The organism is Streptomyces sp. SM1 (genome assembly GCF_002910825.1).
Classification (GTDB): Bacteria; Actinomycetota; Actinomycetes; order Streptomycetales; family Streptomycetaceae; genus Streptomyces; species Streptomyces okerensis.
This window is the reverse complement of the sequence record NZ_NEUB01000371.1, coordinates 1-12,139: the sequence shown is the minus strand read 5'-3', so window position 1 is coordinate 12,139 and position 12,139 is coordinate 1. Positions and strand designations below refer to the sequence as shown.

Annotated in this window: 12 protein-coding genes and 1 pseudogene; 6 read left to right on the top strand and 7 right to left on the bottom strand. The window is 71.7% G+C overall.

Going from position 1 to position 12,139, the window contains the following annotated elements; translation table 11 throughout:
* Positions 1-342: pseudogene (locus tag B9S61_RS09525) on the bottom strand (hypothetical protein); the annotation flags it as partial.
* 141 nt (positions 343-483) lie between these two features.
* Between B9S61_RS09525 and B9S61_RS09520 the strand changes: the two are divergent.
* On the top strand, positions 484-1,641 hold the full coding sequence (locus B9S61_RS09520; RefSeq protein WP_103541872.1) for a cystathionine gamma-synthase: 1,158 nt from the start codon (positions 484-486) through the stop codon (positions 1,639-1,641).
* A 40-nt stretch (positions 1,642-1,681) separates the two neighbouring features.
* Here the strand turns inward: B9S61_RS09520 and B9S61_RS09515 are convergent, their stop codons facing one another.
* From B9S61_RS09515 to B9S61_RS09505, 3 genes are all read right to left on the bottom strand, one after another.
* Complete coding sequence (locus B9S61_RS09515; protein ID WP_103541871.1) at positions 1,682-1,930, bottom strand: hypothetical protein; 249 nt, start codon at positions 1,928-1,930, stop codon at positions 1,682-1,684.
* A gap of 46 nt (positions 1,931-1,976) precedes the next feature.
* On the bottom strand, positions 1,977-2,480 hold the full coding sequence (locus tag B9S61_RS09510; protein ID WP_258039603.1) for a sigma factor-like helix-turn-helix DNA-binding protein: 504 nt from the start codon (positions 2,478-2,480) through the stop codon (positions 1,977-1,979).
* 313 nt (positions 2,481-2,793) lie between these two features.
* Entirely contained in the window at positions 2,794-3,294 is a 501-nt protein-coding gene (locus B9S61_RS09505) for a MarR family winged helix-turn-helix transcriptional regulator (protein ID WP_103541869.1), read from the bottom strand.
* Between the two features lie 164 nt (positions 3,295-3,458).
* Between B9S61_RS09505 and ilvA the strand changes: the two genes are divergently transcribed.
* The 3 genes from ilvA to B9S61_RS09490 all read left to right on the top strand — a co-directional run bounded on the left by ilvA (position 3,459) and on the right by B9S61_RS09490 (position 6,767).
* On the top strand, positions 3,459-4,688 hold the full coding sequence (gene ilvA / locus B9S61_RS09500) for a threonine ammonia-lyase (RefSeq protein ID WP_103541868.1): 1,230 nt from the start codon (positions 3,459-3,461) through the stop codon (positions 4,686-4,688).
* Between the two features lie 187 nt (positions 4,689-4,875).
* A complete protein-coding gene (locus B9S61_RS09495; protein WP_103541867.1) occupies positions 4,876-5,925 on the top strand; it encodes an ATP-binding cassette domain-containing protein in 1,050 nt (349 codons plus the stop codon).
* Positions 5,922-6,767: an ABC transporter permease gene (locus B9S61_RS09490; protein WP_103541866.1), complete on the top strand. Its 846-nt coding sequence runs from the start codon at positions 5,922-5,924 to the stop codon at positions 6,765-6,767. The genes B9S61_RS09495 and B9S61_RS09490 overlap by 4 nt, the downstream gene beginning before the upstream one ends.
* A 67-nt stretch (positions 6,768-6,834) precedes the next feature.
* On the opposite strand, the gene greA is transcribed toward B9S61_RS09490, so the two are convergent.
* Together greA and B9S61_RS09480 are read right to left on the bottom strand one after the other, a co-directional pair.
* Positions 6,835-7,332 (bottom strand): transcription elongation factor GreA, encoded by a 498-nt coding sequence (greA, locus tag B9S61_RS09485; protein WP_103541865.1) that lies wholly within the window; start codon positions 7,330-7,332, stop codon positions 6,835-6,837.
* Between the two features lie 169 nt (positions 7,333-7,501).
* Entirely contained in the window at positions 7,502-7,900 is a 399-nt protein-coding gene (locus B9S61_RS09480; protein ID WP_103541864.1) for a DUF4307 domain-containing protein, read from the bottom strand.
* A gap of 148 nt (positions 7,901-8,048) precedes the next feature.
* On the opposite strand from B9S61_RS09480, the gene mca reads away from it, so the two are divergent.
* Positions 8,049-8,930, top strand: a complete 882-nt coding sequence (gene mca, locus B9S61_RS09475; protein ID WP_103541863.1) for a mycothiol conjugate amidase Mca — start codon at positions 8,049-8,051, stop codon at positions 8,928-8,930.
* Positions 8,923-9,201 (top strand): hypothetical protein, encoded by a 279-nt coding sequence (locus B9S61_RS09470; protein ID WP_103541862.1) that lies wholly within the window; start codon positions 8,923-8,925, stop codon positions 9,199-9,201. Before mca ends, B9S61_RS09470 begins: the two co-directional genes overlap by 8 nt.
* Before the next feature lie 183 nt (positions 9,202-9,384).
* On the opposite strand, the gene B9S61_RS09465 is transcribed toward B9S61_RS09470, so the two are convergent.
* Positions 9,385-12,139: tetratricopeptide repeat protein (locus B9S61_RS09465; RefSeq protein WP_103541861.1), on the bottom strand; the 2,755-nt coding region annotated here is incomplete at its 5' end.

Below are 12,139 nucleotides of genomic sequence, written 5' to 3'. Positions count from 1 at the left end.
TCCGCCGGGCCGCTGCGCCAGCTCCAGGGAGGCCGCGCCCGCGAACGCCTGGACGCGCTGCCAGCGCAGCTCACCCTCCGCGGCCGTGCCGGCCAGCAGCTGCTGCGCCGCGCGGTAGTCCTGAGCGCGCTGCACCAGGTCCAGCACGTCCAGCAGGTCCTGGTCGGGGCCGGGCATACGGATGTCCAGCTCCTCCTCGAGGGCGAAGCCGTAGTTCGCCGGGTCCGCCCCGTCCGGATGGCCGGCCGGGACCAGTCCCACCGCACCGCGCCGGCGCCTGAGGAACGGCAACACCACGAAGCCGAACATGACGAGCGCGATCAGGACCCAGAGAATCTCCATGTCACCAGCGAACCAGACCACGTCGGCAATTGGCCAACCCGGTGCCGATCCTGTGGAAAACTCCCGGCGCCCGCCCCCGTGGCCCCGTGTCCGTCACCGGCGTACGTCATCGGCACCGTGCGCGCACTACCCTCGGTGCTCATGAGCGACAGGCACATCAGTCAGCACTTCGAGACGCTCGCGATCCACGCGGGCAACACCGCCGACCCCCGGACGGGCGCGGTCGTCCCGCCGATCTACCAGGTGTCCACCTACAAGCAGGACGGCGTCGGCGGCCTGCGCGGCGGCTACGAGTACAGCCGCAGCGCCAATCCGACCAGGACCGCGCTGGAGGAGAACCTCGCCGCCCTGGAGGGCGGCCGCCGCGGTCTCGCGTTCGCGTCCGGACTGGCGGCCGAGGACTGCCTGCTGCGTACGCTGCTCAGCCCCGGCGACCACGTGGTGATCCCGAACGACGCGTACGGCGGCACGTTCCGCCTCTTCGCCAAGGTGGTCGCCCGCTGGGGGGTGGAGTGGTCGGTCGCCGACACCAGCGACCCCGCCGCCGTCCGGGCCGCGATCACGCCGAAGACCAAGGCCGTATGGGTGGAGACCCCCTCCAACCCGCTGCTCGGCATCACCGACATCGCCGCCGTCGCCCAGGTCGCCCGGGACGCGGGCGCCCGGCTCGTCGTCGACAACACCTTCGCCACGCCGTACCTCCAGCAGCCGCTCGCGCTCGGCGCGGACGTCGTCGTGCACTCCCTCACCAAGTACATGGGCGGTCACTCGGACGTCGTGGGCGGCGCGCTGATCACCGGCGACGCGGAGCTGGGCGAGGAACTGGCCTTCCACCAGAACGCGATGGGCGCGGTCGCCGGCCCCTTCGACTCCTGGCTGGTGCTGCGCGGCACCAAGACGCTGTCCGTCCGCATGGACCGGCACAGCGAGAACGCCACCAAGGTCGCCGACATGCTCAGCCGTCACTCCCGCGTGACGAGCGTCCTGTACCCGGGGCTGCCGGAGCACCCCGGTCACGAGGTCGCCGCCAAGCAGATGCGGGCCTTCGGCGGCATGGTCTCCTTCCGCGTGGAAGGCGGCGAGGAGGCGGCCGTCGAGGTCTGCAACCGGGCCAGGGTGTTCACCCTCGGCGAGTCCCTGGGCGGTGTCGAGTCCCTGATCGAGCACCCGGGACGGATGACGCACGCGTCGGCGGCCGGATCCGCGCTCGAGGTCCCCGCGGACCTGGTGCGCCTGTCCGTGGGCATCGAGAACATCGACGACCTGCTCGAGGACCTCCAGCAGGCGCTCGGCGGCTAGGACGGAGCCTGGCCGTCGGGACCCGTCCGCCCGTCCGGGTTCACCAGCCCGTGAGGGGTGGGGTCGTCTCCGACGGTGGCTCCACCCAGGGGCGGGCCGTCACCGCCCACACCACGAACGCCACCGTGGCCGCCAGCAACAGCAGCCACATCGCGCGGCGGGCGAGCGTTCTGCGCCGCAGCATGCGGGCGCCGCGCCGTGTGGCGTCCGCGTGCAGGCCCGGCGGCACGGGCGGTGGGGCCCCCTCCAGCATCCGCCGGACGGACGCCTCACGGCTGAGCCGGTTCATGTCCGCCTCCCGTCCCGGCTCACGCGGCTCCGTCCGCGCGGGCGGGTCACGACGGCACCGCCTTGACGCCGCTCACGGCAGGGGCCGGGCGGCGGGCCGGGCTCAGCACGGTCGCCATCGCGCGGTTGAAAATGGTCCGGACGCGTTCGACCGGCAGTCCGAGCAGGGCCGCCGTCCGGTCCCCGTCGACGCCCTCGTACAGGCGTATGACCAGGACCAGACGTTCCTGCGGGGTGAGCGCGGCCAGGGGGCCGGTGGGGCGGGAACGGGAGCGGAGCAGTCCGCCGTGCCGGTGCCAGGCGCCGCGCGCGTACCGGGCCGCCAGATCCTGGCGGGTGTGGTCGTAGGGGTCCTCGCCGTGCAGGCGGTCCCAGCAGGCGTACGTATGGGCCAGCGCCAGGGTCACCAGGTGCCGGGCGCGCGGGTTGTCGTTCCGGGCCTCCGCGGTGAGCAGGGTCGCGGTGTGCAGGAGCCGGCCGCCCGCGCCGGCGACGTATGCCTCGAACTCGCGGGTGCGGGCTGTGTCATCGGACGTGCGCCGTGGATGCAACCGCGCCTCCCGTCGCCCTGGGGGAACGGGTCCCGGCCGGGTGGGACGGGGACCTTGTCCCATATCAGGGCAGGGCGCGCCCCGCGGTCAAGGGGTGCGCACGTGTGAGGGGCCGGGGAATTCTCCGCCCCCGCCGCCCCTTCCCTTCCCGTCCCGAACCCGGGGCTCCGCCCCGGACCTCGCTCCTCAAGGGCCGGGGGGGCTGGAGGGCAGTGGGCTCGGCCCCGGACCTCGCTCCTCGAGCGCCGGAGGGGCTGTGGGCTTCGGTCCGGGCCCGATTCTCGAGCGCCGGAGGGGCCGGTGTCCGGGGCTGTCAGGAGTCCGGGCGGTCGTGTGTGGCCATCCGGGAGGACAGCGCTCCGTTGAAACGCGTGAGGAGCGTGCAGAACGCCTCCCGCTCCTCCGGCTCCCAGTCGTCCGTCAGCTCCGCCATCAACCGACGCCGCGACGACCGCACTTCCTCGAGCCGAGCCTGCCCGCGCGGAGACAGCTGGAGCACGACCGCCCGCCCGTCCTCCGGGTGCGAGGTGCGCTTCACCAGGCCGGTGTCCACCAGGGGGGCCACCTGACGGGTGACCGTGGAGGAGTCGATGCCCATGCTCGCGGCGAGCGCCTTGACGCCCATCGGGCCCTCTTTGTCGAGGCGGTTGAGCAGCAGGTACGCCGCGCGGTCCATCGAGTTGCGCACCTGGTTGACCCCGCCGAGCCGCGTCTGTTCGGCGCGGCGGGCGAACAGCGCCACCTCGTGCTGCAGCGTGTCGAGAAGACCCGTGTCACCGACGGCCGTCGGGTCCGTCGTCATGTCCATCGACATTTCAGGTGTTGGGGGCATGGCCGAAGGCTCACTTCGTGGAGGGGCTGCTGATTGGGGGACAGGGTACGCGCCGGGGCGGCGGGCCGTACCGGAGCTGGGCAAAGCGGTGGTCCGCGGAGTGGTCGCTCCCGTCACGTCCGGCCGTGGACTGCGATGCTGGGGACATGAGCCACAGCACGGCCCCCTCCCTGCGGACCGTCACTCTCGACGACGTGCGCGGCGCCCGGAAGATGCTCTCGGGCGTGGCCCGGTGCACCGCGCTGGAGGGCGGCAGGCACCTGTCCCGGATCGTGGGCGCACCGGTGCGGCTGAAGTGCGAGAACCTCCAGCGGACGGGGTCGTTCAAGCTGCGCGGCGCGTACGTCCGGATCGCCGGGCTGCTGCCCGAGGAGCGTGCCGCCGGTGTCGTCGCGGCGAGCGCGGGCAACCACGCGCAGGGGGTCGCGCTGGCGTCGTCGCTGCTCGGGGTGCGGTCCACGGTGTTCATGCCGAAGGGGGCCCCGCTGCCGAAGGTCAGCGCCACCCGGGAGTACGGCGCCGAGGTGCGCCTGCACGGCCAGGTGGTCGACGAGACGCTGGCCGCGGCGACGGAGTACGCGCACGAGACGGGGGCGGTGTTCACCCACCCCTTCGACCATCCGGACGTCATCGCCGGCCAGGGCACGGTCGGTCTGGAGATCCTGGAGCAGTGCCCGGAGGTGCGCACGATCGTCGTCGGTGTCGGCGGGGGCGGGCTGGCCGCCGGGATCGCGGTCGCGGTGAAGGCGCTGCGGCCCGATGTGCGGATCGTCGGTGTGCAGGCGGCGGGCGCGGCGGCGTATCCGCTCTCGCTGGCGGCCGGGCGCCCGGTGTCGGTGGACAACCCGGTGACGATGGCCGACGGGATCAGGGTGGGGCGGCCCGGAGAGGTGCCGTTCGGGATCGTCGGCGATCTGGTGGACGAGGTGTGCACGGTCACCGAGGACGAGCTGTCGGCCGCGCTGCTGCTCTGTCTGGAGCGGGCGAAACTGGTCGTCGAACCGGCCGGGGCGAGCCCGGTCGCGGCGCTGCTGAGCCGTCCGGGTGCCTTCGAGGGGCCGGTCGTCGCGGTGCTGTCCGGCGGCAACGTGGACCCGGTGCTGATGGAGCGGGTGCTGCGGCACGGTATGGCGGCGCAGGGCCGCTACCTGGCCGTCCGGCTGCTTCTGGCGGACCGGCCGGGGGCTCTGGCCTCGCTTCTCGGGGCGTTGTCAGTGGTCGACGCTAACGTCCTCGATGTGAGCCAGGTACGGACCGATCCACGGCTGGGGCTCACTGAGGCGGAGGTCGAGCTGCACCTGGAGACCAAGGGGCCCGCGCACTGCGCCGAGGTGGAACGGGCGTTGCGCGAGGCGGGTCACACCGTCCTGGACTGACGCCGCGGGAGGCGTCACTCCTTCGAGTAAATCCATTGAGAGACGCGATACATCGCGTTACGGTGTGTCTCACGCCACCGCGCACGGCCGACCCTCGACGCGCCGCCCGTGCCGGGCGGGAGATTCCAGCACACCGAAGCGCGCACACCCAGGCTTTCCGAAGAATCACGACGACGTGGAGACTCATATGCCAGGCGCCATCTATGCCGAAGGTCTGGTGAAGACCTTCGGAGACGTAAAGGCACTGGACGGCGTCGACCTCGAGGTCCCCGAGGGAACCGTCCTCGGCCTGCTCGGGCCGAACGGCGCGGGCAAGACCACCACCGTCCGCTGCCTCACCACCCTGCTGCGGCCCGACAGCGGCAAGGCCGTCGTCGCCGGCATCGACGTGCTCAAGCAGCCCGACGCCGTGCGCCGCTCCATCGGCCTGTCCGGCCAGTTCGCGGCCGTCGACGAGTATCTGACCGGCCGCGAGAACCTGCAGATGGTCGGGCAGCTCTACCAGATGAGGGCCAGGGCCGCGAAGGTCCGGGCGGACGAACTGCTGGAGCAGTTCAACCTCGCGGACGCCGCCGACCGTACCGCCAAGACCTACTCCGGAGGCATGCGCCGCCGGCTCGACCTCGCGGCGGCCCTGGTCGTGTCGCCGCCGGTGATGTTCATGGACGAGCCGACGACCGGCCTCGACCCCCGCAACCGGCAGCAACTGTGGGAGGTGATCAAACAGCTCGTCTCCGGAGGCACGACCCTGCTGCTCACCACCCAGTACCTGGAGGAGGCCGACCACCTGGCGCACGACATCGCGGTCGTCGACCACGGCCGGGTCATCGCCCAGGGCACCTCCGACCAGCTCAAGGCCCGCACCGGCGGCGAGCGCGTCGAGGTCGTGGTGCACGAGCGCGAACACATCGCGGCCGCCTCCGCCCTCCTCGACAAGTACAGCCTGCGCGGCCTCGGCAAGGGCGACACCACCGTCGAGGACCACATGCGCAAGATCACCACGCCGGTCTCCGGCGGAGCGAAGCTCCTCGCCGAGATCATCCGCGAACTCGACGCCGACGGCATCGAGATCGACGACATCGGCCTGCGCCGCCCCACCCTCGACGACGTCTTCCTCTCCCTCACCGGACATGTCGCGGAAGCCGGGGACGGTGACGCCGCGGACCCGGACGGTACGCAGAAGACCAAGGAACAGAGCAGCGGGGGAAACCGCCCCGGCAAGGAGGCCGTGAAGTGAGTGCCGTCACCGACGCCGTGCGGACCACGGCTCCCGGCAACCCGATCGGTCAGTCGGTCCGCGACTCCCTGGTCGTCGCCAAGCGCAACCTGATCCGCATGGCCCGGATCCCCGAAGTGGTCATCTTCGGACTGATCCAGCCGATCATGTTCGTGGTGCTGTTCTCCTACGTGTTCGGCGGATCCATGGACATCGGCGGCAGCACCAGCCCGCAGGTCTACCGCGAGTTCCTGATGGCCGGCATCTTCGCCCAGACCGTCACCTTCGCCACCGCCGGAGCCGGCGCGGGCATCGCCGAGGACATGCACAAGGGGCTCATCGACCGCTTCCGCTCCCTGCCGATGGCACGCGGCGCGGTGCTCACCGGCCGCACCCTCGCCGACCTGGTGCAGACGGCGCTCACCCTGCTCGTGCTCGCGGTGGTCGCCCTGCTGGTCGGCTGGCGCACCCACACCAGCATCGGCGAGGTGCTCGGCGCGTTCGGCCTGCTGCTCCTGACCGGGTACGCGTTCACCTGGATCGGCGCGGTCATCGGCCTGTCGGTCCGCACGCCGGAGGCGGCCACCTCCGGCGGACTCGTCTGGCTCTTCCCGGTGACCTTCGTGTCCAACGCGTTCGTGGACTCCAGCAACATGACCCCCTGGCTGCGCCACATCGCCGACTGGAACCCGTTCAGTGCCACCGTCCAGGCCTGTCGCGAACTCTTCGGCAACCCGGGAGTCTCCACCTCGGACGCCTGGCCCATGCAGCACGCGGTGTGGGCCTCGCTGATCTACTCGGTCCTGATCATCGTGCTCTTCCGTACCCTCGCCGTCCGCAAGTACCGCTCGGCCGCGGCATGACGAAGCCCCCGGCGCCGCTCAGGGCGCCGGGGGCTTCGTCAGGGAATTCAGGGAAGCGCGGTGCGGGTCAGCCGCTGTACGGCTCGGCCTTGACGATCTTCACCGAGGCCTTCTTGCCGTTCGGCAGCTCGTACTCCGCGTCCTCGCCGACCTTGTGGCCCATCACGCCGGAGCCGAGCGGGGACTGCGGCGAGTACGTCTCCACGTCGGCGCTCGCGTACTCGCGCGAGGCGAGCAGGAAGGTCAGCGTGTCGTCCTCGTCACCGTCGAAGGCGATGGTCACGACCATGCCGGGCGCCACGGCACCGTCGGCCGCAGGCGCCTCGCCCACCTTCGCGTTCTCGAGGAGCTGGGTCAGCTGGCGCACACGGAGCTCCTGCTTGCCCTGCTCCTCCTTGGCCGCGTGGTACCCGCCGTTCTCGCGCAGGTCGCCCTCCTCGCGCGCGGCGGCGATCTTGGCGGAGATCTCCGTGCGCGCGGGACCAGTAAGGTGCGCAAGCTCTTCCTTGAGCTTGTTGTACGCCTCCTGGGTCAGCCAGGTGACGTTCTCGCTGGTCTGGGTCACAGGTGCTCCTCGTAGGTACTGGGAAATACAAAGCAACGCCCTACCCAGAAGGATGGTCCTCCAGGGATGGGCGAAACCACGAGCCTAACAATTCAGTGCCCGCAGGGGGAGGACATAAGCCACCAGACTCATGTCAGCCCAGGTCACCGGCCGGTTATTCCCCGCCGCATCACTCCGCGTGGCAGCCGAGCAGCTCCGCGCTGGTGCCCGGGGAGGTCGTGCGCAGCGTGACGACCTCGTCGATGCGCGTGGCGTCCTCGTCGAACCGGAAATCGGCCCGGCCCACCTCGGCGCCGTCCGCGGCCTGCGAGCGCACCGTGCAGTAACCGGCGGCACCCGCGTCCTTGTGCACCTCCAGGTGCACCCTCACCGAGTCGTCGGAGACCTCGAAACCGATCATCTCGGCGCTGATCTCGTTCTGGGCCACGTAGTGGTAGCCGAACCAGCCGATCAGCCCGAGCAGCAGCACCGACAGCGCGGCGCCGACGGTCTTGAGGGTCCGATCGGCACGTTCGTCCGAGGAACGACCGTAACGGCCCTCGGGCGGCCGCGTGCTCGGCGTACTCATGATCGTCTCCTCGGCGGGAAGGGACCGCTGTTCCCCGACAGTTCCCGGGAGCCGGACCCCGGAATTATTCGTCCCCCGATTCGGTCACTATAGAAGCCCGCGACTGCGCCGCCGCACACAGGGCGCGCAACGACTTGAGGAATGAGTCTTGACTGACCAGCTGCGACTGATGGCCGTGCACGCCCACCCCGACGACGAGTCGAGCAAGGGCGCGGCCACCATGGCGAAGTACGTGTCCGAGGGGGTGGACGTGCTGGTCGTGACCTGCACCGGCGGGGAGCGCGGCTCCATCCTCAACCCGAAGCTCCAGGGCGACGCGTACATCGAGGAGAACATCCACGAGGTACGCAAGAAGGAGATGGACGAGGCCCGGGAGATCCTCGGCGTGAAGCAGGAGTGGCTCGGCTTCGTCGACTCCGGGCTGCCCGAGGGCGACCCGCTGCCGCCGCTGCCGGAGGGCTGCTTCGCCCTGGAGGACGTCGACCACGCGGCCGGCGAGCTGGTGCGGAAGATCCGCTCGTTCCGTCCCCAGGTGATCACCACGTATGACGAGAACGGCGGTTACCCGCACCCCGACCACATCATGACCCACAAGATCACGATGGTGGCGTTCGAGGGGGCGGCGGACACCGCGAAGTACCCGGAGGACGAGTTCGGTCCGGCGTACCAGCCGATGAAGGTGTACTACAACCAGGGCTTCAACCGGCCCCGCACGGAGGCGCTGCACCAGGCGCTGCTGGACCGCGGGATGGAGTCGCCGTACGAGGACTGGCTCAAGCGCTGGAGCGAGTTCGAGCGCAAGGAGCGCACGCTGACCACGCATGTGCCGTGCGCCGACTTCTTCGAGATCCGGGACAAGGCGCTGATCGCGCACGCCACGCAGATCGATCCGGACGGGGGGTGGTTCCGGGTGCCGATGGAGCTTCAGCGGGAGGTCTGGCCGACGGAGGAGTACGAGCTGGCGAAGTCGCTCGTCGATACTTCCCTCCCCGAGGACGACCTCTTCGCGGGCATCCGGGACAATGCCTGATATGAGCGCAAGCGCAAGCCTGGCAATGACCCACCTGGTGCCTCTCGCCAAGGAACTCGACGAGGACAGGGTGACCCCTGGTGTTCTCGGGTTCATCGTGTTCGCGGTGATGGCGTTGGCGGTGTGGGGGCTGATGAAGTCCATGAACCGGCACATGGGGCGGGTGGACTTCGAGGAGTCCCAGGAGTCGCAGGAGTCCGAGGACTCCGAGGGGCCCCGGGACGGGGCGGAGGATGTGGCTGTGGCCGACGGTGGTATGAAGCAGCGCTGACCGCTGACCGCTGGGCGGGGTGTCCGGCACCCGGTGCTGGTGTGGGCCGGGGGTGGGTGCGCGGCCCGGCGCTTGCGGGGTGCCGGCGCGCCCACCCGTGCCGCCCTGCGGCACGACTGCCCGCGACGGGCGGGCGGGCCCGCGACGGGTGCGGTGGGCCGCGATGCGTGCGGTGGGGTCGGGTCATGTGTGTGAGGGGACGGGTACTCCCATGATCTCGCGGGCGTGGCGGCTGGGGACCAGGCCCAGGTGCCAGGCCTGCCAGCCGGCCTCCAGGGTCACGCCCCGTTCCAGGAGGAGCTGGTAGGCCTCCATGCAGTCGGTCAGTTTGCCGTCGCGGGCCGGGTGGGTGGCGCGGGCCAGCTGGGCGAGCTCCTCCTGGGCCACCGCCGTACCGACCTCCGTGCCGCCCGGCGCCGCGTACGGCAGCAGCGTGCAGCGCAGGAACCGCGCCCAGTCCTCGCCCCGCCGGTCGCCGTACGACACGAACAGCGTGACCGCCTCGTCGCACAGGGCGAGAGCCTGCGGGGTGCGCGCGTTGCCCGCATCGACGACCGCCAGCTCCAGGCAGGTCCACGCCTCGCCGTGCGCCACCCCGATCCGCTGGAAGTCGGCGCGCGCGTCCACCAGCAGCTGGCGGGCGAACCCGGAGTTGCGCAGCGACCCCGTCCGCGCCGCCCGCTGGTCCCGGGTGACCCGCGCCGAATGGTGCCGGGCGCAGGCCAGCCCGTAGACGTCCCGCATCCGGGCGAACATGGTGCGGGCGCGTTCCAGCTCACGCACCGCACGGTCCAGGTCACCGGTCTCCTCCAGCGCCTGGCCCAGGTAATACAGGGTCCACGCCTCACCACGGGCGTCCTCGTTCTCCCGGTGCCGGGCGGCGGCCCGGCGCAGGTCCTCCACCGCCGGTGACGGATCGCCGTCGACCAGCCGGGCCCGCGCCAGCTCGGTCAGTGCCCACGCCTCACCGCGGGCGTCGCGGGTGCGGCCGTACAGCTCCAGGGCCGTACGCAGCTCGCCCTCCGCGTGCGGGACGTCGCCCGTCCGCAGGTTCAGCTGCCCCAGCTGGAAGTGCGCCCACGCCTGTCCGTGCACGGACTCGCCCGCCCGGTGCAGCACCAGCGACTCGGTGAGCAGCTCCAGCGCCTCGGCGAGCCGGGCCCGGTCCCGCTCCACCGCCGCGAGCGCGTGCATCGTCCAGGCGCGGTCCGTGGCCAGCTCCGGCGCGGCCTGCAGATCCAGTGCCTCCCGCAGTTTCGCCGAGGCGTCCTTCAGGTTCCCCTGGTGGTGCAGCGTGATACCGAGCGAGGTCAGCGCCCGCGCCGCGCCCGCGTCGTGCTGGGCCTCCCGGTACAGGTCGACCACCGACGTGAGTGTGGTCCGCGCCGTGTCCAGCTCGCCCAGCTGACGTGCCGCGATCCCGGTGCGCCACTGCACCGAGCGCACCAGCAGCCCCTCGTCCACGGTCTGCGCCAGCTCGCTGATCTCCCCGAGCCGGTAGAGGTCGCCGCGCAGCAGGCAGGAGTCGCACAGCGCGCCGAGCAGGTTCAGCACCGCCCTCCGGTCCACGCCCTCCGCGTGCCGCAGTGCCGCCGTGATGAAGCTCGACTCGTCGTCCAGCCAGCGCAGCGCCTCGTCCAGCGAGGTGAAGCCGTAGGGGCTGAAGCGGTCCGAGCGGGTCGACATGTTGCCGTCGACCAGCCGCAGTACCGAGTCGGCCAGCTCGGCGTAGTTCACGATCAGCCGCTCCTGCGCCGCCGTGCGCTCGGCGGGTTCCTCCTCGTCCAGCAGCCGGGCCAGCGCGAAGGCGCGGACCAGGTCGTGCAGCCGGTAGCGGCTGTGCCGTACCCGGTCGATCAGCCCGGCGCGGTTCAGCGCGGTCAGATGCCGGGTCGCCTCGGCCTCGTCGGTGGAAAGGAGCGCCGCGGCTGCCGCGGCGCCCAGCGAGGCCCGTCCGGCCAGCGCCAGCCGCCGCAGCAGCCGCCGTACGGTCTCGGGCTGGTCGGTGTAGCGCAGCCACAGTGCCCGCTCGACCGGATCGACGGGCCCGTACGCCCCCAGATCGGTGGCGAGCGCGAGCGGTGAGCGCGGGCCCAGGGCGGTGCCGGCGATCCGCAGTGCCAGCGGCAGACCTCCGCACAGTTCCCGCACCCGCTCGGCGGACTCGGCGTCGTACGGCCCCGAGGCGTCCTGCGCGGCGGCGGTGAGGAGTTCCTCCGCGCCCGCCCCGTCCAGCGGCTCCACCGGCAGCTGGTGGACGCGGGCCGGGAGATCGTCCGGCAGCCCGAGGGGCGCCCGCGCGGTGACCAGGACCAGGCTGTCGGACCGCTCCGGAATCAGCGTCCGCACCTGCTGGGGATCGACGACGTCGTCCAGCACGACCGTGACCGGCATCCCGGTCAGGTGCTGGTGGTACAACTCGCTCAGCCGCCTGACCTGCTGTTCCGGGGAGGACCGCTCCCGGAACAGCAGCTGCTCCCGGGGGGCGCCGAGCCGGTTCAGCAGATGCAGCAGCGCGTCCCGGGTGGACAGCGGGGGCTCAGCCGGGCTGTCGCCGCGCAGATCGACGACACAGGCACCGCGGAAGTAGTCCTTCAGTTCGTGCGCGGCGCGCACCGCCAGAGTCGTCCGGCCGCTGCCGGACGCCCCGTGCAGCACCACCACCGTCGGCTGTGTCTCGGTGCTCGCGCGGGCCGACTGCACCCACTGCCGGATCCGCGCCATCTCCTGCCGCCGTCCCGCGAACGGGCCGGACGGCTCCGGGAGTTGCCCGAACGACTGGCCCAGCACACTGCGCCCGCGGGCCGCCGCGCTCTTGTCCGCGCCGCGCAGCCGGGGCCCCGTCTTCTTCGGCCCGGTGGACGCGGCCAGCACCCGCTGCCGGTCCAGGAACGGGCGGATGCCGCGCACCTCCAGCGCCGTCAGCCACTGCAGCCGC

Coding starts and splice junctions, on each gene's coding strand:
- B9S61_RS09520 (WP_103541872.1), top strand. CDS start 484: ATGAGCGACAGGCACATCAGTCAGCACTTCGAGACGCTCGCGATCCAC.
- B9S61_RS09515 (WP_103541871.1), bottom strand. CDS start 1,930: ATGAACCGGCTCAGCCGTGAGGCGTCCGTCCGGCGGATGCTGGAGGGG.
- B9S61_RS09505 (WP_103541869.1), bottom strand. CDS start 3,294: ATGTCGATGGACATGACGACGGACCCGACGGCCGTCGGTGACACGGGT.
- ilvA (WP_103541868.1), top strand. CDS start 3,459: ATGAGCCACAGCACGGCCCCCTCCCTGCGGACCGTCACTCTCGACGAC.
- B9S61_RS09495 (WP_103541867.1), top strand. CDS start 4,876: ATGCCAGGCGCCATCTATGCCGAAGGTCTGGTGAAGACCTTCGGAGAC.
- B9S61_RS09480 (WP_103541864.1), bottom strand. CDS start 7,900: ATGAGTACGCCGAGCACGCGGCCGCCCGAGGGCCGTTACGGTCGTTCC.
- B9S61_RS09470 (WP_103541862.1), top strand. CDS start 8,923: ATGCCTGATATGAGCGCAAGCGCAAGCCTGGCAATGACCCACCTGGTG.